Genomic DNA, 24,855 nt, shown 5'->3' on the forward strand with positions numbered 1-24,855 from the left:
GCATGGTTAAAAATATATCAAATCTTGGTGATGCGGCAGTATATTGTGATTTTGGCTCAGAGGTTAATGAAAAAATAAATGCAAATGTCATAGATTATTTTCACCATACATCAAAATTAATAAAAGATAAAAAAATTGAAGGAATAATTAATTTAACACCCTCTTATAATAAATTAATCATTAATTTTGATTTATCTATAACCAACTATAAAAAAATCAAAAATTTTATAGAAGGTTTAACTATTAGTAGAGATATTAAAGATAATAATCAAAAAATTAGAATACCTGTTTGTTGTGATGATGAGTATGGACTAGATTTTTTGAGGCTAACTAAAAAATTGAATATAGATAAAGATAAAATATTAGAACTATATTTTGGTAAAGAATATTTTTGCTACATGACAGGATTTATTGCTGGTATGCCTTTTCTAGGAGATATTAATAAAGGTATCAGATGCGATAGATTGGAAACACCAAGAGTAAAAGTTCCAAAAGGTTCTGTGGCCATAACCGAACAATTTACAAATATTTACACTTTTGAAAGCCCTGGTGGCTGGAATATTATTGGCAACACGCCAAAAAAGGTTTTTGATAAATCAAATTTATTAGATCCAACCTTAATTAAACCAGGTAACAAAGTGATCTTTTATCAAATTTCTAAGGAGGAGTATCTAGACTGGAATGAGTAATTCATATTTTGAAATTATAAGATCAGGAGTTAACACAACCATTCAGGATAGAGGAAGAAATCACATGTATTATGTGGGTATTACTGTAAGTGGGGCAATTGATCAAAGAAATTATAAACTAAGCAATAAGTTAGTTGGTAATAATTTAGATGAAGCTGTTATTGAATTTGCTTATCAGGGTCCACTTCTAAAATTAAAAAATGGGAAAATTAATCTTAGTGTTACTGGGGATGTGCTTTTCAAGATAATTAGAAAAAATTCAAACATTGAAAATGGTGTTTGTTATAAAAACTATATTTTAGAAGACGAAGATCAAATTGATTTAATATCAACAAAAAATACTGCTTATGGATATTTATCAATTAGTGGGGGTTTAGAATTGAACAAAACTTGGAATAGTTATTCTATAAATACCAAGGCAAATGTTGGTCCAAATAATGGAAAAAAATATTCTATAAAAGATAAAATTTTTATAAAAAATTCAGATTTTAAAAAAATTGAAGAAATAGAAATTAATTATAAAGAAGTTCCAGATAATATAATTAGAGTTATTAAAGGTACCAATTTTGATTATTTTTCAACAGAGGCTCAAAATAATTTTTTTAACAAAGAATTTTCAGTTACAAAATTAGCAGATAGAATGGGTATTAGACTAAGTGGTCCTAAGTTAGAAAATATCGTTAGCTCTAATATAAAATCTGAAGGTCTTGTAAAAGGAGTAATACAAGTACCTGCTGATGGAAACCCTATTGTTATGTTGTCTGATCACGGAACTATAGGTGGATATCCAAAAATAGGTGTTGTTATTTCAGCAGACTTAGATCGAGTAGGTCAATTAACACCAGGCACTATTATAAACTTTAAGGAAGTAAGTCTTGAAGAAGCTCAGAATATATTTAAAGCATACATAGAAGATACAAATAAATATTTAAATGAATGTAATTAATAAAATTCCAGGTCCTATATTAGTTTTTATGGGAGCTTGCTGCTTAAGCTTTGGAGGCTTAATTGTTAAATCATTTGAAGGATCAACATTATGGCAAATATTATTTTGGAGATCTTTATTCTTTTCGCTTACAGTCTTACTTTTTTTAATAATTACTTATAAAAAAAAATTATTTAAAGCGTTTTACGATTCAGGTTTACCGGGACTTTTTGGTGGAGTTATTTTATCATTTGGTTTTTGTGGGTACGTCTTTGCGATGTATAATACAACTGTTGCCAATACTAATTTTATTATTTCGACGCAAATACTCTTTTTAGCAATATTTGGTTATTTATTTTTAAAAGAAACAATTTCATCTATTACTTTAGCTTCAATTATTTTAGCAATTACGGGTGTCCTATTAATGGTAGGTAATTCTTTATCACCAGGAGAGATGTCTGGAAACTTAGCGGCTTTTAGCATGCCAATTACATTTGCAGTCTTAATTATAATTGTTAGAAAATTTCCTACAGTTGACATGGTGCCAGCTCAATTTATAGCTGGTGTGAGTTCATGCTTTATTGGATTTTTATTATCTGAGAAGCTTATGATTTCTTCACATGATATATTTTTAGGTTTTACAGCAGGTTTTTTTCAAGTAGGATTTGGTTTTATATTTATAACTATGGGTGCACGTAGTACACCATCTGCAATGGTTGGTATAATCATGTTATCCGAATCTGTGTTGGGGCCAATGTGGGCCTTTTTATTTGCAGCTGAACGACCTTCTTTATTTACTTTAATCGGAGGAGGAGTAATTCTTTTTGCAGTATTATTGCAATTTTACTCACTACTTTTTTCAAATAAAAAAGAAAAAATTATTAATTGACTCTGTTACATATCTGGTAGATTATTCTTATATACGGGAGAGACTACAAACAATCGTAGCGCCGAAGGAGCAACCACCCAGGAATCTCTCAGGCAAAAGGACCGTAACATATTAACTCTGGAAAGAGATTAAGTTCTCGCCGACGGAATAAAACTCTCAGGCAAACATACAGATGGGTACAGTGAGTTAATATGGAAATTTTAAAAACCGCACTTTACAATTTACATCAAAAGCATGGAGCTAAGTTTGTTCCATTTGCTGGGTATCAAATGCCAATTCAATATTCTAAAGGAATTATTGAGGAACACAAAAGTACAAGAGAAAATGCAGGTATTTTTGATGTGTCCCATATGGGTCAGTTATTCATCAAAGGAGATGATAAGTTGGCAAAAGATCTTGAAAAAATTTTTCCAGCTGAATTGAGTAAGGCTAAATTAAATCAATCCAAATATAGTTTTTTAATGAATGATGAAGCAGGAATTTATGATGATTTAATTATCACAAAAGTTGAAGGTGGTTTTAACATTGTATTAAATGCTGCTTGTAAGAATACAGATTTTAAACTTTTAACTAAATTGTTAGAAGATAAGTATGAAATGATTTTAAGTGAAGAGCTATCGCTTATAGCAATTCAAGGCCCTAAAGCAGTCCAAATACTAAAAAAGATAATCAATGGAGTATCAGATCTAAAATTTATGAATGGTGATACGTTTAATTATCTTAAAGAGGATATTTATATCACAAGATCAGGGTATACCGGTGAAGATGGATTTGAGATATCGATCAAAAATGAGAACGCAGAAGCGTTTGTGCAAAAACTCATAGATGAAGGGGCTAATTTAATTGGATTAGGTGCCAGAGATACCTTGAGACTAGAGGCGGGACTTTGTTTGTATGGTCATGACATGGATATTAATAAAAGCCCAGTAGAAGCAAATTTAAAATGGGCGATATCAAAAAATAGAATTCTTGAGGGTGGGTTTATTGGATGTGAAAAAATTAAATCTCAAATCGAGAAAGGAGTAAGCAAAATCCGCGTAGGTATTAAGCCAGAAGGAAGAATTATAGCCCGTGAAAAAACTTCAATATTTAGTGAGGATGATAAAAATATTGGGGAAATTACAAGTGGAACTTTTGGACCCAGCGTTCAGGCCCCAGTTGCAATGGGTTATGTAGAAAATTCATTTTCTAAAATTGATACTAAGGTTTTTTTAGAAGTGAGAGGAAAAAAATATCCGGCAATTATAAGTAATTTGCCATTTTATAAAAAAAGTTATGTGAAAGGAGCTAGTAAATGAGTGAAGTAAAATATTCTAAAGAACACGAGTGGATAAAGTTAGATGGAGACACTGCTGTTGTAGGAATTACACAACATGCAACCGAAATGCTAGGAGATATTGTTTTCGTAGAGTTACCAGAAATAGGATCTTCTGTAGTTAAAGATGGCAATGCTGGAGTTGTAGAATCTACAAAGGCTGCAAGTGATATTTATACTCCTGTATCTGGAGAAATTATCGAAAATAACCAAGCCATTGTTGACGATCCTGCAAAAGTTAATTCTGATCCAGAAAATGAAGCATGGTTTTTTAAATTAAAAATTACTGATAAGTCTGAAATGGATTCATTAATGAATAAAGAAGAATACGAAAAATTTTCAAAAGAAAGTGGTAGTTAAATGTTAAAGAATGCTCAAAAAGATTTTATACAAAGACATATAGGTCCATCTATTGATGAACAAAATGTTATGCTTAAAGAGTTGGGATACCAAAATCTTGATGATTTAATAAAAGATACTGTACCAGAAAAAATTCTTCTTAAAGATGATTTAGATATTGGTGATCCAAATTCTGAATATAAAGCACTTAGAAAATTAAAAGATATTTCTAAAAAAAATAAGATTTATTCTAGTTTTATAGGAATGGGTTATTATGGAACTTATACTCCCTATGTAATACTTAGAAATATTTTAGAAAATCCAGGATGGTATACTTCTTATACCCCTTATCAGCCAGAAGTAGCACAAGGAAGATTGGAAATGTTATTAAATTTTCAACAAATGATAATTGACTTTACCGGAATGGATATTGCTAATGCCTCTCTTTTAGATGAAGGAACAGCTGCAGCGGAAGCTATGGGATTGAGTTATAGAATATCCAAGTCTGAATCTAAAAAAGTTTTTGTTTCAAAAAATTGTCATCCTCAAACAATTGATGTTATTAAAACAAGAGCTGAACCTTTAGGCCTAGAAATAATAGTTGGTGACGAAGATAAAGATATTAAAGAAGATATTATATGCGGTATCATTCAATATCCAGGAACCCTTGGAGATATTAAAGACCCAAGTGAGGCTATTAGTAAAATACATAAATTTAATGGAAAAGCAGTTTTAGCATGTGATTTGTTAGCACTCGCTAAACTAAAAACACCTGCTGAGTTAGGTGCCGATATTGCTGTCGGTAGCTCACAACGTTTCGGAATTCCAATGGGTTATGGTGGTCCCCATGCAGCATTTTTTGCTACAAAAGATGAATATAAAAGATCAATGCCAGGCAGAATAGTAGGTGTATCAGTAGATAGACATGGGAAAAAAGCATATAGACTTGCCCTTCAAACAAGAGAACAACATATAAGAAGAGACAAAGCTACAAGTAATATTTGTACTGCACAGGCATTATTGGCAATAGTTTCTGCAGCTTATGCTGTCTATCATGGTCCACAAGGAATTAAAAAAATTGCAGAAAGTGTCTCTCAATTAACTAAAAATTTTGCAGATAAATTAAAGCAATCTGGTTATGAACTTTATTCAAATGAATTTTTTGATACGGTAACAATAAAAACTCTAGATAAAACAGAGAAGATATACAAAAATGCTTTAGATCAAGGAGTAAACATCAGAAAAGTGAATTCTGAAATGTTAGCAGTATCTTTTGATGAGAGAAAAAATCTTTATAGAGCAAATCAGTTATTAAAAATCTTTAATTGTTCAGAAACAATTAAAGAGTCTATGAATGAAAGTTTATCTAATATTCCAAAAAACCTATTAAGAACTTCAACTTATTTAGATCATCCAGTTTTTAATAGTTATCATTCGGAAACAGAAATGCTTAGATATTTAAAAAAATTAGAAGATTCTGATATTGCTTTAAATAAATCTATGATTGCCTTAGGCTCTTGCACTATGAAACTTAATGCAGTTGCAGAAATGATACCAGTTACCTGGAAAGAATTTTCACAGCCACATCCTTTTTCTCCTGTAGAGCAAATGGATGGTTATAGAGAATTATTTACAGATTTGAAAAACTGGTTGAGATCAATTACTGGATTTTCTGGAGTTTCATTGCAACCAAATGCTGGCGCTCAAGGAGAGTTTGCTGGTCTAATGGTAATACGTAAATTTCATGAAAAAAATGGCGAAACAAATCGTAATGTTTGTTTAATTCCAAGCTCAGCGCATGGCACAAACCCGGCTAGTGCTCAAATGGTTGGTATGAAAGTAGTTGTTATTAAATGTGATCAACATGGAAACGTAGACTATGAAGATTTAAAAAATAAAGCTGAAGAATATTCCAAAAATTTAGCTGCCCTTATGGTCACTTATCCATCAACACATGGTGTATTTGAAGAAAAAATAACTGACATATGTGAGTTAATTCATAATCATGGTGGACAAGTTTACATGGATGGAGCTAACTTAAATGCATTAGTAGGTATTGCTAAACCAGGAAATTTTGGACCAGATGTTTGTCATATAAATTTGCATAAAACATTTTGTATACCTCATGGTGGTGGTGGACCTGGTATGGGACCAATAGCGTGTAAAAAACATTTAGAAATATTTTTGCCAAAACATTCTGTGATAAAAGATTGTGGTCCAGTGACTGGAATGGGAGCGGTATCTGCAGCTCCTTGGGGTAGCTCAAGTATCTTATCGATTTCATGGATGTATATAAAGATGATGGGGTCTGAAGGCTTAAGAAAAGCATCACAAGTTGCAATACTAAATGCAAATTATATTGCCCATAAATTAAAAGACTCTTTTCCAATTTTATATAAGGGTAAAAATGGCAATGTAGCTCATGAATGTATCATTGATATTAGAACGATAAAAAGTGAAACAGGGATCACGGAAGAAGATATTGCAAAGCGATTGATTGATTTTGGCTACCATGCTCCAACAATGTCTTGGCCTGTTGCTGGTACAATGATGATTGAACCTACAGAAAGTGAAAGTTTGAGTGAAATTGATAAATTTTGTTCTACTCTTATAAAGATAAAAGAAGAAATAGATAAAATTCAGTCTGGTGAATATGATAAGACTGACAACCCATTGAAGAATGCGCCACATACTCACGTTGAATTAACATCCAATAAGTGGGATCATAAGTATGAAAGAGAAGAGGCTGCTTATCCTTCAGAGTTTTTAAGAACAAATAAATATTGGCCTCCAGTTGGTAGAGTAGATAATGTTTATGGAGATAAAAACTTGTTTTGCACATGTCCATCTATGGAAGAGTACGAAGACACAGCAGCTTAGATATTTACTAAGATGAAAATTGCTGTAGTAGGTGCTGGTATATCAGGATTAAGTGCTGCTTATTACCTATCTAAAAAACATAAAGTTGATTTATTTGAAAAAGAAAATCAATTTGGGGGTCACGCAAATACAATAAAGGTTGCTTACAACCCTAACAAAGAAATTCCAATAGATATTGGATTTATGGTTTTTAATAAACAAACATATCCAAATTTAATTAATTTTTTTTTAGAAAATAAAATAGAGATTGAAAAAAGTGATATGTCATTTTCTGTTACTGTAGAAAATAGTGGATTAGAATATTGTGGAAAAGGATTAGGGGGAATTTTTTCTAATAAAAAAAATTTATTTAATCCAAAATTCTTAAAAATGTTTTTTGAAATTTTAAGCTTTTATAAAAACTGTGAAAAAATAGAAATTAAAAAAATTAGTTCAATAACATTAGGGGAGTATTTAACAGAAATAAAAATTTCAGAATATTTTATTAATTATCATATTATACCAATGGTATCTGCTATATGGTCGATGCCTCCATATGAAGCAAAACAAATGCCATTATCTTTTTTTTTAAGTTTTTTCAAGAATCATGGGCTGTTTAAAATTAAAGATAGACCTCAATGGTTTACAGTTACAAATCGGAGCAAAACTTATGTCGATAAGATAATAGGCCAAGTTAGTGGTGAACATTTTAAGAATTACAATATAAATAAAATCACCAGAAATGATTTAGGTGCTAAAATTTTTTATGGGGAGGAAAATGAGTTCTTTGAATATGATAAAGTTGTAATAGCAACTCATGCAGACGAAGCATTAAAGATAATTGATAATCCAACACTAGACGAGAAGACAATATTAAGAAAATTTAAATATAGAGCAAACACTGCAGTAATACATTTTGATGAAAGTGTTATGCCTAAAAATAAAAAAGCATGGTGTGCTTGGAATTCTTCAATGGACTCAAATAATAATGAAAAGACAGCTGTAACATATTGGATAAATCAGTTACAAAATTTAAAGATAGATAGAAATATTTTTTTAACAATTAATCCATTTAAAGAAATTCCAAATGATAAGATATTTAAAAAAGTAGCATTTACTCACCCTTATTACGATACAGAAGCATTAACCAATCAAAGTAACCTGCATAAAATTCAAAATAAAAAACATATTTTATTTTGTGGTAGTTATTTTGGTTATGGTTTTCACGAGGATGGAATAAAGTCCTCTATTGATATGCTAAAAACACTTAATGATTAAAAATTCTTATATTTATACAGGAAATGTAATTCATAAAAGATTTAAGCCCAAAATTCATAGTTTTAATTACAATGTATTTTCACTTCTTATAGATTTATCAGAAATAGATTTACTACACAAAACTTTAAAGATATTTTCATACAATAAACTAAATATTATTAGTTTCTTTGATAAAGACCATGGAGCAAGAGATGGGAGCTCTCTTAAGGAATGGGTTTTAGATAATCTTAGAAAAAATAATATTGATACTAACGATGTTCATATTAAACTTTTATGTTACCCAAGAATATTTGGATATGTATTTAATCCATTAAGTGTTTTTTATGTCTACGACAAAAATTTTGATCTAATATCTATATTATATGAAGTAAAAAACACATTTGGCGAGCAACATGTTTATGTTTTTAAAACTGAAAAAGACCAAAATCTGATTCAACATATGTGTAAGAAGAAATTTCATGTATCTCCATTTATAGAAATGAATTGTATTTATTTTTTTAGACTATTGAAACCTGGTAATAAAATATCTGTAATAATTGATCTGAATGATCCAGTTGGCAAAGTATTATATGCTTCACAAGATGGTATTAAAAGTGAATTGACCAATAGAAACCTACTTAAATCTTATTTAAAACATCCATTAATGACATTCAAAATCATTATAGCGATACATTATGAGGCATTTAAATTATGGACAAAAGGAATTAAATTTATAAAAAAAAAATTAAATATTAAGAATAATATTACTATCGAAAACTAATGTTAATTTACAAAATTTCAGATTTGATTGTGTTTAGTGCATTAAAAAATATTAAGCATGGTTTTCTTGAAATTAAAAAAGTAAATGGTGAAGTTTTAAAGTTTGGCAACCCTGATGAAAATTTAAAAGTTTTTTTAGAAATTAAAGATGAAAGCCTAAATTATAATTTGATTAAAAGTGGAAGTATTGGTTTGGGAGAGTCTTATATGAAAGATCTTTTTATAACAAATAATCTTTCTGATTTGATTGAGTTAACAGCAAAGAATATAAAAACTATTTATAAATTTTCTGGAATCTTCGATTTGCCTTTTATCAATTTTATTAAAAATAAAATTATAAAAAATACTAAAAATAGAAGTAAAGAAAATATTGCTAAACATTATGATTTAGGAAATGATTTTTTTTCATTATGGCTTGATAAAACTTTAACCTATTCCAGTGCTATATTTGAAAGCCCCAAACAAGAACTTTTTGAAGCTCAGAACAATAAATATCAAAAACTAATTGATCTTATAAGACCCTCAAGTGGTAATAAAATTTTAGAAATTGGTTGTGGTTGGGGTGGTTTTGCTGAGTATTTAGGTACTAATTATGATGTTAAATTAGATTGTATTACTATTTCCAAAAAACAATATGAATTTGCTAAAGAGAGAATTCATCGATGTGGACTTAATGAAAAAGTAAATATTCAAATTAAAGATTATAGAGATTTAAAGGATAAATATGATCATATTGCATCAATAGAAATGATTGAGGCTGTAGGTCAAAACTATTTAGACAGTTATTTTAATACGATTAAAAATAATCTAACACCCTCGGGTACCGTGGGCATTCAAGCCATAACTATCGATGATAGTTTATTTAATAGATATAAAAATAAAAAAGATTTTATACAACAATATATTTTCCCAGGTGGTTTTTTACCCTCAAAAAGTGAATTACAAAATTATGTTGATAAAAATGGATTAAAATTTGGTGAGTATAATTCATATGCCAATCATTACTCCGAGACTTTGATTATTTGGAGAGAAATATTTAATAAAAAATGGGACTTAATTAAAAAACAAGGCTTTGATTTAAAATTTAAAAAAATGTGGGAATTTTACCTTTCATATTGTGAAGCTGGTTTTAAATCAAAAAACATAGACTTAATTCAATTTTCACTACAAAATAAATAACTATAGGAGCTACATGATAAACTTAAAGATAATTAGATTAACAGTATTAATATTTGCTTTATTCTTTACAGCAAGTTGTATAAACAATAACTCTATGAAACCGACAGATTTTAAAAACACTGAACCAACTATGACTATAGAGCAATATTTTAATGGTCCGGTTAAAGCATGGGGTCTATTACAAGACCGTAGTGGTAAAGTTACTAGACAGTTTAAAGCTGATATGACAGGTAGTTTTGAGGGAGATATTTTAACTCTTAAAGAAGATTTTTATTGGACAGACGGGGAAAAACAAAATCGTATATGGAAAATCAAAAAGATTGATCAAAATTATTACGAGGGAACGGCACCCGATGTCGTGGGTACAGCTAAAGGTTATCAATATGGATCAGCTTTTAAATTTGAGTACGATTTAATGGTCCCATTTAAAGGAAAGAATATTAAAGTTTCTTTTGATGATTGGATTTTTAAACAGGATGAAGATGTTGCAATTAATCGAGCCACACTTACAAAGTTTGGATTTAAAGTCGGTGAATTGACAGTTTTCTTTAAAAAAAATTAATAATCAATTTTTTTCATACCTCTAGCGACTAGTTTAAAATATAAACTACTAGGTAGCATTTGAAGGAATTTTAAAAAATAGGTAAAGGCTTTTGGGAAATGTATTTCAAAACTTTTTTTGATTACTAATCCTTTATAAATTTCATCTGCAGCAAATTCTGGAGTTTTGATCATGGGCATTGGAAAATCATTTTGATCAGTCATAGGCGTTTTTATGAAACCGGGGCTGATTAACGAAACACGCACATTCTTCATTCTCATATCAAAGTTTAAGCTTTCAGCAAAGCTAGTAAGTGCTGATTTTGAAGCACAATATGCACCAGCTGCAGGTAATCCTCTATAGCCCGCAACTGAAGAAATTATAGATATTTGGCCATTTTTTTTCTCAGAAAAATAATCATAGATTGAATTAATTGAATTCATGGTTCCAAAATAATTAACTTCCATTATTTCTCTTATCTTGTCTAAATTAAATTTTTTCTCTGATTTTGGATCATGCATGCCAGTACCGAACACACAGATATCAATATTGTTAAATTGTTTGATTATGTCTTTTGCGACTAATTTACATGCATCTACTTCAGTAACATCCAAAGGAAAAGGAAATATATTTTGATTAATTTTTTTAAGTTCATTTAATAAATTTTCACGTCTTGCAGATGCAGCAACCATCCACCCATTTTCTGCAAATTTGATTGCAAGAGCCTTACCAATTCCACTACTTGCACCCGTTATCCAAATAACTTTTTTATCTTCCATATTCTATTGTATAATAGAAATATGTTAAAAAACAAATTCTTATCTTTTTTATTGTTTGCTCTTGTAACTTTTTCTGCATCTGCAATAGGAGGTTTAGCTACTGTAGGTTTTAAAGAGCCTTGGTATTCTTTAATCATCAAACCTTCATTTAATCCACCAGATTGGATTTTTGCACCAGTTTGGACAACACTCTATTTTTTTATGACAATTGCTATCTGGAAATTTTGGCACAGTAAAAATAGAGACATGAACACTATTTACCTTTATTTCATTCATTTAATTTTTAATACAACTTGGAGTATAGTTTTTTTTGTTTTTCATAAAATAGTTTTAGCTATGATTGTATTAGTAATTTTAATCTTATTAATAATTATTCTCATAATTAGATTTAAGCGTGTCAACTTGTATAGTTATTATTTAATGATTCCTTATTTACTTTGGTGTCTCTTTGCTTTACTTCTTAATATAAGTTTAATCATATTAAATTAAAATAAATTATGGATGATGTTGTAATAGTAGGTGGTGGAATAATTGGAACTGCTACAGCTTATTTTTTATCTAAAGAAGGTAGAAAAGTAAAAGTTATAGAAAGAGACCCAACTTATAAAACAGCTTCATTTCCATTGTCCCTTGGTGGATTTAGAAGACAGTTTTTTCAAAAAGAAAACATATTACTTGGAAAGTTTGCTAGAGAATTTATTTTTCAAATACCAGAATTACTTAAAACTGAAAAAAATCCAAATCCTACAGCAAGCATGGTTACAAATGGATACTTGTTAATGTTTGGTCCAGAGCATGCTGAGGAACAATATGAAGCCTTAAAAAATCATGAAGCTTGTGAAGCTGGAACTAAAAATATCAAAGGTTCTGAACTATCAAAAATATTTCCTTATATAAATAGTGAAGGTATTGAAACAGCAACTTATACTGACAACCAAAGTGAGGGATGGATTGATCCTTTCATGTTTCATAGCGCCTTAAAAAGTAAGGCAATTGAATTAGGTGCTGAATTTATTAAAGGCGAAGTAAAAAATATTTCTGATATCAAAGCTAAAACAATTATATCGGCAGCAGGATGTTGGACTAAAGAATTATTAAAAGATATTCCGGTAGTTCCACAAAAACACACAGTTTTTAGAGTTAAATGTCCTAAATATATTAAAGAAATGCCATTAACAGGAGATTTAACAACGGGCGTTTACTGGAGACCTGAGGGTGGAGAGTATTTAGCAGGTTCACCTAATTCAGTATTTGATGCTACTGATCTAGAACCAGCTTGGAATGATTTTGAAGAATTAGTATGGCCTGCATTAGCACAAAGAATTCCTGCTTTTGAAGAATTAAAATTAACTGGTGGATGGGCTGGTTATTATGATTGCAATAAATTAGACAACAATGCTGTAGTTGGTAAACACCCTAAATACGAAAATGTATATATGGCTTCAGGTTTTACCGGTAGAGGATTAATGCAAGCCCCTGGAATAGGAAGAGCATTAACTGAATTAATTTCTACAGGATCTTATCAAACGATTGATATTAGTGATTTTTCTGTTGAAAGAGTTCTTGATAATAATGCTAGACCAGAACCTTACGTTTTATAAATAATTTAAGTTCCACAAAAAGTTTGATACTTCACATGACTATGAGGAGCAGGGGACATTAATTCTAAATCATTTTCATTAACCTGATATGGATTTTTCAAAATTTCAGTCAATTTATTAAACAAGGTTAAATCACCATTATTAGCTAACATTAAAGCCTCTTCAATTTTGTGATTACGAGGTATTACCATCGGGTTACAAGAACTCATTAAGTCCATAGATTTATCATGAGTATTACCAAACATTACTAATCTTTTCATCCATTTAGTTTTCCATAAATCAAAGTCCGCATTATCATAAACTTCAGAATTTTTAATTGTCTTATTCATCAAAAAAATAAAAGTATTTGTATAATCTGCTTTTTTTTCTTTCATCCAATTTAATAATTCCATAATTAAATTTTTATCTTCTTTATCTTCACCATATAACCCAAGTTTATCTCTCATCATATTTAACCATTTTGTTTCATAATTTTGTTCAAATTTATCTAAAGCTTCTGTGGCTAATTTAATCGCTTCATCTTCATTGGCACTAATAAGAGGAATTAGACATTCAGCAAACCTTGTTAAATTCCATTTGGTAATTTTTGGTTGATTTTCATAGGCATACCTTCCTAGTTGATCTATTGAACTAAAAACTGTTTTAGGATCATAAACATCCATAAAGGCGCAAGGACCATAATCTATTGTTTCACCAGAGATAGACATATTGTCAGTATTCATAACTCCATGAATAAAACCAACACGCATCCAATCAATTACAAGTTGGGTTTGTTTTTCGATTAAAACATTTAGTAAGTCTAATGCTTTTTTCTTTGATGATTTTATATTGGGGTAGTACTTTTCAATTGTGTAATTAATTAAGATTTCTAAATCACTAATATTTTGTTTTGCAGCAATGTATTGAAATGTTCCAACTCTTAGATGGCCTAAGGCCACCCTTGTAAGAATTGCACCTTGTGAAATTTGTTCCCTAACCACATCTTCACCAGTTTTAACTACCGCTAAACTTCTAGTAGTAGGTATTTTTAAAAAATGCATTGCTTCACTTATTATATATTCTCTCAACATTGGGCCTAAAACAGCCCTACCGTCACCACTTCGTGAGAATGGAGTTCTACCAGAACCTTTGAATTGTACATCAAATCGTTCATTATTTTTGGTCAGGTGTTCGCCGATTAAAACAGCTCTTCCATCACCAAGCATTGTAAAATGACCAAATTGGTGACCAGCATAAGCTTGCGCTATAGAGTTAGACCCTTCAGGTAATAGATTTCCTGAAAAAATTTTTGATAAGTCGTCATCATTAATATTTGAAAAATCTAGATCTAATTTATTTGCCAGATCTTTATTTAATATTAATATTTCTGGTGCATTTACTGTAACAGGATTGATATTTTCTTTGAATGTTTTTGGTAATCTTGAATAACTATTGTCGAAATGCCAACCAATTGTCATTTTATCGATTAGTTAACTTCTGCTTGATTTTCTTTTGGCTTGATTTCAGTTTTAAATTGGTTTGAGATTTTTTGAACTTCAACTGCTGACACTTTATATTCTGCACACATTGTTTCTTCATCTTTACCATGACCGGTTACCATATTGACCATATGTTCTGGAAAATGGAATGTTGTAAATACTATGCCTTCTTTAACTTTATCTGTAACCTCTACTTTTAGAGCAACTTCTCCTCGTCCAGAATAAAGTCTTGCTATGTCACCTGTATTTAACTCTCTTTTGTTAGCATCATTTGGGTGAACTAATAATAAGTCTTCAGAAACTATATTGATGTTACTTGTACGTCTTGTCATTGTTGCAGCATTGTAATGTTGTAGAACTCTACTAGTTGTTAAAATTAATGGATATTCTTTTTTATTAGTTTCAATTTCTGTAGACTCTTTCCAATCAAAGTTTTTAAGACGTCCTTTTCCAAGTTTGAAAGTTTCTTGGTGTAAAATTTGAGTGTCTGTTCCATCTTCTTGAACTGGCCACTGTAATCCCATTTTACCAAGTCTTTCTCTTGTTACACCTTTAAAGAATGGAACAACATCTGCTATTTCTGCTAGAACTTGATCAGCGTCATATTCAGGTTGGTCAAAGCCTAATTTTTGCATCATGTCTGTTACAATTGTTCCATCAGTTTTAGTACCAGGTAATGGAGGAACAGCTCGATTAACTCTTTGAATTCTTCTTTCGGTATTAGTAAAGGTTCCATTTTTTTCTAAGAAAGTTGTTCCAGGTAATACTACTGTTGCAAGTTTTGCTGTTTCACTCATAAAAATTTCTTGAACAACTAATAATTCTAACGAGTTCATTGCCTGAACCACATGTGCACTATTTGGATCTGTTTGAACAATATCTTCTCCAATAATCCAGACTGCTTTAACTTCTTTATTAATAGCACCATCAAACATTTCTGGAATTTTTAATCCTGCTTTGGTTGGGTGAACCACTCCATATTTTTCAGTGTAGAAATTTTGAACTTTTTCATCAGCTACTTCAAAATAACCTGCACCTTGATGAGGTTGACAACCCATATCAGCTGCACCTTGGACATTATTTTGTCCTCTTAATGGGTTAACTCCAACACCTTTTCTACCAATATTTCCAGTAATCATTGCAAGATCAGCAATTAACATCACCGTCTTAGATCCTTGTTCTTGTTCAGTAACTCCTAAACCGTGGAATTCCATAGAGTTTTTAGCTGTCGCATAAGCAATTGCTGCTTCTTTAACTAACTGTTTATCAACACCAGCGACTTTCGCTAGATGATCCATATCTTGTCTCTCAATTTCTTTAATGAAATTCGCAAAACCTTCAGTTCTATCTCTAACAAAATCTTTATCATAAAGGTTTGCTTTTAATATAAAATGTAACATCATATTTAAAACAGCCACATTTGTTCCTGGTCTAAGTTTAATATGATAATCAGCAAGTTTAGCAAGCTCAGTAGTAATTGGATCTAAAACTATTAGTTTTTTTCCTTTCATTACTTGTTGTTTAATTTTTGCTCCGGTAACTGGGTGAGCATTTGTAGGATTTGCTCCTATAACCATAAATAAATCTGCGTGATAAATATCTTCTGTAGAATTAGTTGCAGCACCAGTTCCAAAAGTTTGTTGCATTCCCCAAGCTGTTGGTGAGTGACAAATTCTTGCACAACAATCAATATTATTAGTTCCAATTGCAGCTCTAATCATTTTTTGAAATACATAATTTTCTTCATTAGTACATCTTGCAGAAGAAATTCCAGCTACAGCATCAGGACCACTTTCTTTTGTAATTCTATTTAATTCTTTTTTAATAAAGTCATATGCTTCATCCCATGATGCTTCTTCAAATTTTCCATTTCTTTTAATCAGAGGAGTTTTTAACCTATCTGGATGATCGTAAAATCCAAATGCATATCTTCCTTTAATACAAGTGTGACCTGCATTAACTTCAGATTCTTTAGGCGTAGATATTGCAACAACTTTATTATCTTTAATTGATGCTTCTAAATTACATCCAACACCACAGTAAGAGCAAGTTGTTCTAACTTTTTTATCTACTGCAACAGATTTTGATTGGTAAACATCAGAGATAGCATCTGTTGGACATGTGTGTGCACAAGCACCACAAGATACACAAGACGAATCTCCAAACAATGCATCGTTGTCAGTTGTGATTTTAGATTCAAATCCTCGACCACTCATTGTTAAAACAAAAGATCCTTGAATTTCGTCACAAGCACGAACACATCTTCCACAGTTAATACAGTTATCTAAATTCATTCTCATATAATCGTGAGATGTATCTTTAGCAATGCCCTTGTGTTGCTTTGGACTGTTATATCTATGATCTGATATGCCTAAATCATTTGCAACATCTTGTAGTTCACAATTATTATTTACTTCACAAGTTCCACATTCCATTGGGTGGTCAGTTAAAACTAGTTCGACAATATTTTTTCTTAAAGCCGTTAAATTTTCATTATCTGTAAAGATGTATTGGTTTTCACCAACTGGTGTATGGCATGATGCTACAACTTTAGTTGGACCATCTTTTACAAGAGCCACCTCTACAGAACAAACTCTACAAGCACCATAAGGGGCTAAGTTTGGATCATCACAAAGAGTTGGAACTTTTTTTTCACCCAAGTAACTTTTTACAAAATTTAAAACAGAAGTATGGTTTGGACCAATTTCATATGGCTTTCCATCTATGTAGGCGATTTTTCTTTTTTCTGAGCTCATTAATTATCCTTCACCATATCATCCTTCATTTCATCACCAAAATATTTTAATATATTCATGATGGGAGTAGGAATTGCTCCACACAAAGCACATAAACAGCCTTTTTGCATAGTTACAAGCAGCTCATTTAGTAATTTTAATGGAATCTTAGCAGTTTTATTTTTTGCTTGATCAAACATTTCCTTACCTCTGTAAGAACCAAGTCTTCCAGGAAAGCATTTTCCACATGATTCTTCGGCAGAAAACTCAAATAAATGATGGATATATTCAATCATAGGAAAGTCTTTTGGAATACTTACTATACTTGCGTGTCCTAACATAAAACCTGCAGCAGTAAATTCTTGAAAATCTAAATTTAATTTTTCAATCTCGGTAATAGGAATTACACCTCCTAATGGACCTCCAATTTGTAATGCTTTAATGGGCTCTTTAAAACCACCACCAATATCATTTAAAACTTTTTTCATTGGTGTTCCCATTTCAACTTCATAAACACCTGGATTATTGAAAAAACTATCAAAGCAAACTAATTTGGTTCCAGCAGATTTTTTATTTCCAATTGCAGAAAACTTATCAGCTCCATTGATAAGTATACCCGTAGCTGCAGCTAATGTTTCAACATTATTTACAACTGTTGGTTTCTTGTAAAGACCTTCAGTGACAGGGAAGGGAGGTCTTACATCTACTTCAGCTCTTCTTCCTTCAATTGATGCAATCAATGCTGTTTCTTCTCCACAAATATAAGCACCTTGACCAATACAAATATTTAAATCAAAAGAAAATTTAGTTCCTAAAATATTTTCACCAAGTAAGCCTGCTTTTTTTAAAGAATTAATTGCTCCATTTATTGCTTCTATAGATTTTGGGTACTCTCCTCTTATATATAAAACACCTTCATCACTACCAATAACATAACCACAAATAACCATTCCAAATAAAACTTTTAATGGTTGATCTTCTAATAAATATCTATCAGAGAAAGCACCTGAGTCACCTTCATCGGCATTGCATATAACATATTTTTTTTCAGAAGGAGCTTTTCTACAAAAATCCCATTTCATACCAGTAGGAAAACCAGCACCACCTCTGCCAGTTAAATTAGAGTCTAGAAGGGATTTAGTTATCTCTTGTTTGTCAGTAGCAATAAATTTTTTTAACAGTTCCTTAAATTGATCTAAATTAGAAAGTTTGTCATCCATTAAAAAACTAGTTGAGGCATAACTTTTAGAAAAGAATTTTTCTTGAACTATGTCTTCACCTTTAATTATTTGATCAATCTTATTAATATCGTTTCCGGCATAATTCTCACCATCATAATGAAAAGCATTATTTTCATAGCAGTGACCAAGGCAAAACATTTCACCAACTTTATCGTCACCTAATTTTTCTTGTAATTTTTTTTTAAGCGGCTCTTGAGTACCAGCACACATGCAAGCGCTTCCATTGCAAACAAAAGCTTTTTTTTCTCTATGAGAGGGTCTTAAAAATTCATAAAAACTTTCTGCACCATGAATAGTTGAGACACCCATGTTATATTCTTTTGCAATTTCCTTAATACCATCAGCATTATTTGATTTTAATGATCGTTCAGATATTTTTTCGAACAGATTATTCTTTAAACCTATTCTGCCGGATAAATTACTTATATTTTTTGACACTTATTAACCTTTAATTATCACTCTGTCTTCGTTACTATAAATATTAAAACTATCTTCTTTTACAAAACCTATCAATGTAATGTCAAACTTATTAGCTAAATCGATCGCTAGACTTGTTGGCGCACCAACTCCAATTAGAATACCAATATTGGTCATTAAAACCTTTTGAACTAGCTCAAAATTTAGTCTTCCAGAGCACGTTATAAATTGGGAAGAGGGGGTTAATAATCCCTTATTTAATGAATAACCAATTAATTTATCAAGAGCATTATGTCGACCAACATCCTCTTTTATACACACTATTCCACCATCGCTTGTAAATAGACCGCTAGCATGAATACCACCTGTCTTAGAAAACTCTGATTGATTATCCCTTAGCACAGAAGGAGATTTGATAATTATTTCTTTAGAGATTTTAGGTAAAGATTTTAAGACCTTATCTTTTTTGATAATCTCTAATGAATCTAAAGAGGTTTTACCACAAACACCACAAGATGAATTTGTTAAAAAATTTCTTTTAATCTTATCAATATCTATGTTTTCAGAATTGTTTAATGTGACAACAATTTTATTTTGAAGTTTATATTCACCTACATAATCTCCGACACTCTCAATTTTCTCAATATATTCATTTTTTTCAATAATTTTTTCGTTGAAAAGAAAACCTCTAACTAGGTCTTCATCATTACCTGGCGTTCTCATTGTTATAGAGATTATATTTTGTATCCAAGTTTCTTTAGTTTTAAATTTGATTGAAATTTCTAAAGGTTCTTCAATAGAGATTAAGTCTTCTACATTATTTAAATTATTAGACTTATATTTTTGTATTTTATATTTTGAGTTCATTGGATTAACTTAAGGGGTAGTTCTTTTTTAAAATAAATTTATTTAAGATTATTCCAAAAATTAAAATTATTAGACAACCAAAAATTATAGGATTTATTAAATATTCAAATGAAACACCTCCAATGATGACCATAATAGGGTTTCCACCTGCTGGTGGATGAACAACATCTAACACAATCATAAAAAAAATACCGAACCCAACTGCCAAGGCAATATTTATAAATATTGGCAGATCAACATAGTTTATAAACAAAATTCCTATTAGTGCAGTTAAGAAATGACCAAAGAATATATTTTTAGGTTGAGCGAATGGGCTTTCAGGAAATCCATATAGTAATACCATTGAAGAACCAAAAGAGGCCGCCAAAAATAACCCCATTGTAGTTTTATATGTGAGCAGCGTAAGAAACCCAATAGTAATAGTTGATAAAACTCCTGCGATAGATGCTTTTAAAAGTTTTTCTTTAGTAATGTTAATCATGATTAAAACTTCAATGCCTTCGATATTGTTTTAAACGGTAATAAAAGACATTCTTTTCTTGAGATATTATCTTTATTCATAATTTCTTTGAAATCATTCCATTTTTTTTCAATTTTAATATCTGTTTCATTAAACAAACCTTCAATTGAAATAATAAGAGACTTAATATCACTTATATTTTGATCAATAATCTTTTGAGACAGCATACTAACTGATGCCTGACAATATACACATGAACGGCACTGGTAACCCATATCCTTAATTTTATCATTTTTCACAATTAATCTGATTTCCATTTCGTCACCACACAAGGGGTTTTTATTTTTTGAGTGATGGGTATGATTTTTAACTATTTTGTGATTTGCTGTGTTAGATGCAATTTCGAGAATTCTTAGGTCCATTATAATTCTTTAATTAAGAGATTAATGTTTTATATTTTGATTTATGAATGATAACAATATTTTAGCTGTTGTACTAGCAGGTGGAAAATCAAAAAGATTTGGGCAAGATAAAAATTGCGTAAAACTTGGATCCAAAACATTGCTAGAGCATGTTTTGTTCAAAATTAGCAATAAATTTGAAGAAATATTGATTGTCTCAAGTAATCCATTGAAGATAGAAGAAGCAAAAAATACCACAGTAATTCCAGATTGTTTTAATGATCTAGGACCTTTAGCAGGAGTGCTAAGTTCCATGAAGTGGGTAAAAGAAAATAAAAAATCATACAAATGGATTGCAACTTTTCCATCTGATACTCCATTTTTTGATCCAATTATTATTGAAGAATACAAAGCAAGAATTGAACAAAGTAAAAGCAGTTTATATTTTGTTAAATCTAACGAAAAAAGACATAATATTTTTGGTTTATGGTCAATTGATTTAATGGAAAAATTAGAAGAAGATTTAATAATAAATAATTATCGAAAAGTTGAGGAATGGGCTAATAAAGTTGGTGTGAGTACAATTGATATTAAAATAAAAAATTACGATCCTTTTTTTAATATAAATACCAAAGAAGACCTTGATGTTGCTCAAACTATTTTAAATCTTGATAAAAATGATTGATTACAAAAAAGCAAAAAATATTTTAATAAAATCAAAAATAAACATTAAAGATGAAGTCATAACCACATCAAAATCATTAAATAGAATTAATGTTCAAGATATTTATTGTCCTGTGAATTATCCTGCAGGAACTAATGCTGCATTTGACGGTTTTGCCATTAATTCTAAAGATACATCTACGATTAATAAAAAAAATCCTAAAGAATTTAAAATTTTAAAATCAATATCAGCAGGTGATAATCCTAAATTAAATAAAGTAAAAAAATTTCAAGCTGTTGAAGTTATGACGGGTGCTCTAATTCCTAAATATTTTGACACCATTATTCCCATAGAAAAAATTGTGTTTACTAACAATAAAAAGTCTATCGTAATAAATGAAAAGATTAAAACTAATCAACATATAAGACATGTGGGATCTGATTATAAAAAAAAGGAATTAGTTATTAATAAAGGAACTATTATTCAGCCATCGCATATCTTAGCCTTTAAAACATTAGGTATTAAAAGCATTAAGGTTAAAAAGAAGCTTAATATTTTATTTTTTTCAACAGGAAATGAAATTTCAAATAACGTAGATATTGCTGATTGGAAGGTTAGAAATTCAAACAGTCATTATATAAAATCTTTATCTAATAATTTTTTGTTTAATTATATAGAAGGTGGAATTTTGAGAGATAAAGATGAACATTTTTTTAAAAAACAAATTGATAAAAATCTTAGATCAAAAATAGATATCATAATTACCTCAGGTGCTGTTTCAGCAGGTAAACATGATTTTATCCCCTCTGTAGTAAAAAAATTTAATTTATCAAATTTTTTCAAAGGGGTGGCTATTAGACCGGGTAAACCAATTTTATTTGCTAAATTTAAAGGAAGTGAAAAGGCTTTCTTTGGGCTTCCAGGTAATCCTATTTCTTCTTCCGCCTGCTTTAGATTTTTTGTATATCCCTATATTTTAAATATCCTTGGAGTTAAGGAGGAAAAACCTTTTAAAGCTAAGTTAAAAAATTCTTTCTTTAAGAAAAAAAATTTTACTAGATTTATAAAAGCAAGGCTTACTACAACTCATAATGGAAATTTAGAAATTAAGGTACTCAAAGGTCAGGAATCTTTTAGAATAAAATCTTTTGTAGAGTCTAATATTTGGGGCCTATTTAAACATGGTCAGTCAAATTTTAAAAAGAGCGAACTTATTGATTGCTATTCACCAATTGGTTCAAATATTAATATTTTTAAATAGATCTCATTTTTATTGTAGTGCCAATTAATAAGCATTAAGTATCGAATTATGATTGAGCTAAAAAATGAAAAAATTGCAATTCCAGTAGTTTTATTAGCAGGTCTTATTTGGTCCTTTGGACCTTTGGTTGTAAGATACATGGATCAACCCAATTTAGTTCCATGGCAATATATTTTTGCAAGAGGCTTAACAATTTTTTTGATTTTAAATCTTTATCTTTTTTTTGAAGAAGGAAAAGATTTTTATAAGAATTATTTAAAAATCGGAATGTCGGGTGTTATTGGTGGAACTGGACTAGGTATTGCAATGATTACCTTTATTTATTCAATAACAAATACTAGTGCGGCTGTTACTTTACTCTGTTTAGCTGCAATGCCATTTTTTACAGCTTTATTAGGTTTCTTATTTTTAAAAGAAAAAATTTCACTTAATGTTTGGATAGCTATATTTATTGCAACCGTTGGAATAATAATTATAGCCATTGGTAATACTGAAAAAAATTCTTTATTAGGGCTTATTTTTGGGATGACTTCTTCAATTGGGTTTTCTGTTTTTTCAGTGACTTTGAGATGGAAAAAAGAAACACCAAAATTTACAACAGTAGCTTTTGCAGGTTTATTTTGCTTTGTAGTTGCTGCAATAGTTATTTTATCTAATGATATGGTTTTCTTGTCTTCAAGTTATAACGGAGCATTATTTTCTATACATGGAACGTTAGTTTGTATGGGTTTAATTTTATATTCTATTGGATCAAAAGCAATCCCCGCTGCAGAACTTACTTTATTGTCACTTACTGAGGTTATAGGGGGAATATTTTGGGTATGGGTTCCAATTTTAGGAATTAATGAGATCCCATCGACTAATACGATAATAGGTGGCTTCTTTCTTTTTATGTCTATCATTTATTATAGTCTTACAATTAAAACTAATAGACGGTTTATTGCTCTAAACTAATCAAAAATGGAAAGACCAAATTTTTTTACTCTAAAGAATGGTGAAAAGGCTAAACTACCTTTTACAGATCAAGAATATCAAAGTCGATTAACTAAATTAAGAACCACAATGAGTAAAAATAATCTTGATATGATTATTTTAACTTCAATGCACAACATTGCTTACTATACAGGATTTATTTATTGTTCTTTTGGTAGACCTTATGGCTGTGTAGTAACTGCTAATAAAATTTCAACAATTTCAGCAAACATTGATGCTAGTCAACCTTGGCGTAGATCTCATAGTAATAATGTTATTTATACTGATTGGAAAAGAGATAATTTTTTAAAAGCAATTGTTTCAATTATTGGAAGAGACGAACCTCCTAAGAATATTGGTATTGAAAATGATCATGTAACCTTAGATGTTAAAGAAAAGCTTACGTCTATTTTTACTTTTTCAGTTTTCAGTGATGTTTCAAAAGATTTAATGCAACTTAGAATGATTAAATCTGCCGAAGAAATAGAAATTATTAAAAATGGTGCAAGAATTGCTGATCTTGGGGGCGAAGAGATTGTCAAAAATATTAAGGTTGGAGAAAGCGAGCTTGAAATTGCAATAGCCGGTAGAGATAGAATGGAGCGTGAAATTGCAAAAACGTATCCAGATGCTGAATATATGGATACCTGGGTTTGGTTTCAATCAGGACTTAATACGGATGGTGCTCATAACCCAAAAACCAACAGAAAATTAAAATCAGGAGATATTCTTTCTTTAAATACTTTCCCTATGATCTCAGGGTACTACACAGCTTTAGAGAGAACTCTTTTTTTAGATAAAATTGATGATGCATCCTTAAAAGCTTGGGAAGCAAATGTTAAAGTTCATAAAAGAGGATTAGAGCTAATTAAACCAGGTGTAAAATGTTCTGATATTTGTCATGAGTTGAATGAACTATTTGCTGAACTTGGTTATCTTCATTATCGAACATTTGGTTATGGTCATTCATTTGGTGTCCTATCTCATTTCTATGGAAGAGAAGCAGGATTAGAACTTCGTGAAGATATAGATACCGTATTAGAGGAAAACATGGTGGTTTCTATGGAACCAATGATCATGATACCAGAGGGTAAACCAGGAGCTGGTGGATATAGAGAGCATGATATCTTGGTTATAGGAAAAGATAATGCTGAAAACATTACTAAGTTTCCTTTTGGTCCAGAACATAATATTATTAAATCATAA

At 30.2% G+C, this 24,855-nt stretch carries 23 protein-coding genes and 1 riboswitch; of the genes, 16 read left to right on the forward strand and 7 right to left on the reverse strand.

Annotation, left to right across the window (positions count from 1 at the left end):
- The first annotated feature begins 2 nt into the window (after nucleotides 1-2).
- The 10 genes from AC5SLY_RS01330 to AC5SLY_RS01375 all read left to right on the forward strand — a co-directional run bounded on the left by AC5SLY_RS01330 (nucleotide 3) and on the right by AC5SLY_RS01375 (nucleotide 10,794).
- Nucleotides 3-689, forward strand: a complete 687-nt coding sequence (locus tag AC5SLY_RS01330; protein ID WP_494574198.1) for a 5-oxoprolinase subunit B family protein — start codon at nucleotides 3-5, stop codon at nucleotides 687-689.
- On the forward strand, nucleotides 682-1,635 hold the full coding sequence (locus AC5SLY_RS01335) for a 5-oxoprolinase subunit C family protein (protein ID WP_006997247.1): 954 nt from the start codon (nucleotides 682-684) through the stop codon (nucleotides 1,633-1,635). The genes AC5SLY_RS01330 and AC5SLY_RS01335 overlap by 8 nt, the downstream gene beginning before the upstream one ends.
- Complete coding sequence (locus AC5SLY_RS01340) at nucleotides 1,622-2,503, forward strand: DMT family transporter (protein ID WP_006997246.1); 882 nt, start codon at nucleotides 1,622-1,624, stop codon at nucleotides 2,501-2,503. The genes AC5SLY_RS01335 and AC5SLY_RS01340 overlap by 14 nt, the downstream gene beginning before the upstream one ends.
- Before the next feature lie 24 nt (nucleotides 2,504-2,527).
- Nucleotides 2,528-2,617, forward strand: a riboswitch (glycine riboswitch).
- 77 nt (nucleotides 2,618-2,694) lie between these two features.
- Complete coding sequence (gene gcvT, locus AC5SLY_RS01345) at nucleotides 2,695-3,801, forward strand: glycine cleavage system aminomethyltransferase GcvT (RefSeq protein ID WP_494575422.1); 1,107 nt, start codon at nucleotides 2,695-2,697, stop codon at nucleotides 3,799-3,801.
- Nucleotides 3,798-4,178: a glycine cleavage system protein GcvH gene (gene gcvH, locus AC5SLY_RS01350; RefSeq protein WP_006997244.1), complete on the forward strand. Its 381-nt coding sequence runs from the start codon at nucleotides 3,798-3,800 to the stop codon at nucleotides 4,176-4,178. The genes gcvT and gcvH overlap by 4 nt, the downstream gene beginning before the upstream one ends.
- A complete protein-coding gene (gene gcvP / locus AC5SLY_RS01355; RefSeq protein WP_494598959.1) occupies nucleotides 4,179-7,037 on the forward strand; it encodes an aminomethyl-transferring glycine dehydrogenase in 2,859 nt (952 codons plus the stop codon).
- A 12-nt stretch (nucleotides 7,038-7,049) separates the two neighbouring features.
- Nucleotides 7,050-8,294 carry an NAD(P)/FAD-dependent oxidoreductase gene (locus AC5SLY_RS01360; protein ID WP_006997242.1) on the forward strand — a complete coding sequence of 415 codons (1,245 nt, stop codon included), beginning with the start codon at nucleotides 7,050-7,052 and terminating at the stop codon, nucleotides 8,292-8,294.
- Nucleotides 8,287-9,054, forward strand: coding sequence for a DUF1365 domain-containing protein (locus tag AC5SLY_RS01365; protein WP_018413931.1), 768 nt, complete (start codon nucleotides 8,287-8,289; stop codon nucleotides 9,052-9,054). Before AC5SLY_RS01360 ends, AC5SLY_RS01365 begins: the two co-directional genes overlap by 8 nt.
- Nucleotides 9,054-10,232 carry an SAM-dependent methyltransferase gene (locus AC5SLY_RS01370; protein ID WP_020169185.1) on the forward strand — a complete coding sequence of 393 codons (1,179 nt, stop codon included), beginning with the start codon at nucleotides 9,054-9,056 and terminating at the stop codon, nucleotides 10,230-10,232. Before AC5SLY_RS01365 ends, AC5SLY_RS01370 begins: the two co-directional genes overlap by 1 nt.
- A gap of 13 nt (nucleotides 10,233-10,245) precedes the next feature.
- Nucleotides 10,246-10,794: a DUF3833 domain-containing protein gene (locus AC5SLY_RS01375; RefSeq protein WP_018413933.1), complete on the forward strand. Its 549-nt coding sequence runs from the start codon at nucleotides 10,246-10,248 to the stop codon at nucleotides 10,792-10,794.
- Here the strand turns inward: AC5SLY_RS01375 and AC5SLY_RS01380 are convergent.
- On the reverse strand, nucleotides 10,791-11,552 hold the full coding sequence (locus tag AC5SLY_RS01380; RefSeq protein ID WP_011281858.1) for an SDR family NAD(P)-dependent oxidoreductase: 762 nt from the start codon (nucleotides 11,550-11,552) through the stop codon (nucleotides 10,791-10,793). The two genes, AC5SLY_RS01375 and AC5SLY_RS01380, sit on opposite strands and share 4 nt — an antisense overlap.
- Nucleotides 11,553-11,573: 21 nt before the next feature.
- Between AC5SLY_RS01380 and AC5SLY_RS01385 the strand changes: the two genes are divergently transcribed.
- On the forward strand, nucleotides 11,574-12,041 hold the full coding sequence (locus AC5SLY_RS01385; protein ID WP_011281859.1) for a TspO/MBR family protein: 468 nt from the start codon (nucleotides 11,574-11,576) through the stop codon (nucleotides 12,039-12,041).
- Between the two features lie 8 nt (nucleotides 12,042-12,049).
- Entirely contained in the window at nucleotides 12,050-13,153 is a 1,104-nt protein-coding gene (locus AC5SLY_RS01390) for an NAD(P)/FAD-dependent oxidoreductase (protein ID WP_011281860.1), read from the forward strand.
- Between the two features lie 5 nt (nucleotides 13,154-13,158).
- Here AC5SLY_RS01390 and AC5SLY_RS01395 read toward each other — a convergent pair whose 3' ends face one another.
- The 6 genes from AC5SLY_RS01395 to AC5SLY_RS01420 are packed head-to-tail and all read right to left on the reverse strand — an operon-like array spanning nucleotide 13,159 to nucleotide 20,773.
- Nucleotides 13,159-14,610 (reverse strand): protein adenylyltransferase SelO, encoded by a 1,452-nt coding sequence (locus tag AC5SLY_RS01395; RefSeq protein WP_494598960.1) that lies wholly within the window; start codon nucleotides 14,608-14,610, stop codon nucleotides 13,159-13,161.
- Between the two features lie 8 nt (nucleotides 14,611-14,618).
- Nucleotides 14,619-17,387 (reverse strand): formate dehydrogenase subunit alpha, encoded by a 2,769-nt coding sequence (gene fdhF / locus AC5SLY_RS01400; RefSeq protein ID WP_494598961.1) that lies wholly within the window; start codon nucleotides 17,385-17,387, stop codon nucleotides 14,619-14,621.
- Nucleotides 17,387-19,045 carry an NADH-ubiquinone oxidoreductase-F iron-sulfur binding region domain-containing protein gene (locus AC5SLY_RS01405; RefSeq protein WP_018413938.1) on the reverse strand — a complete coding sequence of 553 codons (1,659 nt, stop codon included), beginning with the start codon at nucleotides 19,043-19,045 and terminating at the stop codon, nucleotides 17,387-17,389. The genes fdhF and AC5SLY_RS01405 overlap by 1 nt, the downstream gene beginning before the upstream one ends.
- A gap of 3 nt (nucleotides 19,046-19,048) precedes the next feature.
- Complete coding sequence (gene fdhD / locus AC5SLY_RS01410) at nucleotides 19,049-19,891, reverse strand: formate dehydrogenase accessory sulfurtransferase FdhD (protein ID WP_271616767.1); 843 nt, start codon at nucleotides 19,889-19,891, stop codon at nucleotides 19,049-19,051.
- A 4-nt stretch (nucleotides 19,892-19,895) separates the two neighbouring features.
- Nucleotides 19,896-20,372 carry an HPP family protein gene (locus tag AC5SLY_RS01415; RefSeq protein WP_020169192.1) on the reverse strand — a complete coding sequence of 159 codons (477 nt, stop codon included), beginning with the start codon at nucleotides 20,370-20,372 and terminating at the stop codon, nucleotides 19,896-19,898.
- 2 nt (nucleotides 20,373-20,374) lie between these two features.
- The gene (locus tag AC5SLY_RS01420; protein WP_006997229.1) at nucleotides 20,375-20,773 is read right to left on the reverse strand and encodes an iron-sulfur cluster assembly scaffold protein; all 399 of its coding nucleotides are present in this window, start codon (nucleotides 20,771-20,773) and stop codon (nucleotides 20,375-20,377) included.
- A 43-nt stretch (nucleotides 20,774-20,816) separates the two neighbouring features.
- Here AC5SLY_RS01420 and AC5SLY_RS01425 point away from each other — a divergent pair, with 43 nt between their 5' ends.
- The 4 genes from AC5SLY_RS01425 to AC5SLY_RS01440 are packed head-to-tail and all read left to right on the forward strand — an operon-like array spanning nucleotide 20,817 to nucleotide 24,855.
- Nucleotides 20,817-21,437, forward strand: a complete 621-nt coding sequence (locus AC5SLY_RS01425) for a molybdenum cofactor guanylyltransferase (protein WP_271626524.1) — start codon at nucleotides 20,817-20,819, stop codon at nucleotides 21,435-21,437.
- Nucleotides 21,430-22,677: a molybdopterin molybdotransferase MoeA gene (locus tag AC5SLY_RS01430; RefSeq protein WP_494598962.1), complete on the forward strand. Its 1,248-nt coding sequence runs from the start codon at nucleotides 21,430-21,432 to the stop codon at nucleotides 22,675-22,677. Before AC5SLY_RS01425 ends, AC5SLY_RS01430 begins: the two co-directional genes overlap by 8 nt.
- A gap of 48 nt (nucleotides 22,678-22,725) precedes the next feature.
- Nucleotides 22,726-23,631 (forward strand): DMT family transporter, encoded by a 906-nt coding sequence (locus tag AC5SLY_RS01435; RefSeq protein WP_041185781.1) that lies wholly within the window; start codon nucleotides 22,726-22,728, stop codon nucleotides 23,629-23,631.
- A 6-nt stretch (nucleotides 23,632-23,637) separates the two neighbouring features.
- Complete coding sequence (locus tag AC5SLY_RS01440) at nucleotides 23,638-24,855, forward strand: aminopeptidase P family protein (protein WP_494598963.1); 1,218 nt, start codon at nucleotides 23,638-23,640, stop codon at nucleotides 24,853-24,855.

It is taken from the genome of Candidatus Pelagibacter sp. PS_23, assembly GCF_059417905.1.

Coding starts and splice junctions, on each gene's coding strand:
- AC5SLY_RS01330 (WP_494574198.1), top strand. CDS start 3: ATGGTTAAAAATATATCAAATCTTGGTGATGCGGCAGTATATTGTGAT.
- AC5SLY_RS01335 (WP_006997247.1), top strand. CDS start 682: ATGAGTAATTCATATTTTGAAATTATAAGATCAGGAGTTAACACAACC.
- AC5SLY_RS01340 (WP_006997246.1), top strand. CDS start 1,622: ATGAATGTAATTAATAAAATTCCAGGTCCTATATTAGTTTTTATGGGA.
- gcvT (WP_494575422.1), top strand. CDS start 2,695: ATGGAAATTTTAAAAACCGCACTTTACAATTTACATCAAAAGCATGGA.
- gcvH (WP_006997244.1), top strand. CDS start 3,798: ATGAGTGAAGTAAAATATTCTAAAGAACACGAGTGGATAAAGTTAGAT.
- gcvP (WP_494598959.1), top strand. CDS start 4,179: ATGTTAAAGAATGCTCAAAAAGATTTTATACAAAGACATATAGGTCCA.
- AC5SLY_RS01360 (WP_006997242.1), top strand. CDS start 7,050: ATGAAAATTGCTGTAGTAGGTGCTGGTATATCAGGATTAAGTGCTGCT.
- AC5SLY_RS01365 (WP_018413931.1), top strand. CDS start 8,287: ATGATTAAAAATTCTTATATTTATACAGGAAATGTAATTCATAAAAGA.
- AC5SLY_RS01370 (WP_020169185.1), top strand. CDS start 9,054: ATGTTAATTTACAAAATTTCAGATTTGATTGTGTTTAGTGCATTAAAA.
- AC5SLY_RS01375 (WP_018413933.1), top strand. CDS start 10,246: ATGATAAACTTAAAGATAATTAGATTAACAGTATTAATATTTGCTTTA.
- AC5SLY_RS01380 (WP_011281858.1), bottom strand. CDS start 11,552: ATGGAAGATAAAAAAGTTATTTGGATAACGGGTGCAAGTAGTGGAATT.
- AC5SLY_RS01385 (WP_011281859.1), top strand. CDS start 11,574: ATGTTAAAAAACAAATTCTTATCTTTTTTATTGTTTGCTCTTGTAACT.
- AC5SLY_RS01390 (WP_011281860.1), top strand. CDS start 12,050: ATGGATGATGTTGTAATAGTAGGTGGTGGAATAATTGGAACTGCTACA.
- AC5SLY_RS01395 (WP_494598960.1), bottom strand. CDS start 14,610: ATGACAATTGGTTGGCATTTCGACAATAGTTATTCAAGATTACCAAAA.
- fdhF (WP_494598961.1), bottom strand. CDS start 17,387: ATGAGCTCAGAAAAAAGAAAAATCGCCTACATAGATGGAAAGCCATAT.
- fdhD (WP_271616767.1), bottom strand. CDS start 19,891: ATGAACTCAAAATATAAAATACAAAAATATAAGTCTAATAATTTAAAT.
- AC5SLY_RS01415 (WP_020169192.1), bottom strand. CDS start 20,372: ATGATTAACATTACTAAAGAAAAACTTTTAAAAGCATCTATCGCAGGA.
- AC5SLY_RS01420 (WP_006997229.1), bottom strand. CDS start 20,773: ATGGACCTAAGAATTCTCGAAATTGCATCTAACACAGCAAATCACAAA.
- AC5SLY_RS01425 (WP_271626524.1), top strand. CDS start 20,817: ATGAATGATAACAATATTTTAGCTGTTGTACTAGCAGGTGGAAAATCA.
- AC5SLY_RS01430 (WP_494598962.1), top strand. CDS start 21,430: ATGATTGATTACAAAAAAGCAAAAAATATTTTAATAAAATCAAAAATA.
- AC5SLY_RS01435 (WP_041185781.1), top strand. CDS start 22,726: ATGATTGAGCTAAAAAATGAAAAAATTGCAATTCCAGTAGTTTTATTA.
- AC5SLY_RS01440 (WP_494598963.1), top strand. CDS start 23,638: ATGGAAAGACCAAATTTTTTTACTCTAAAGAATGGTGAAAAGGCTAAA.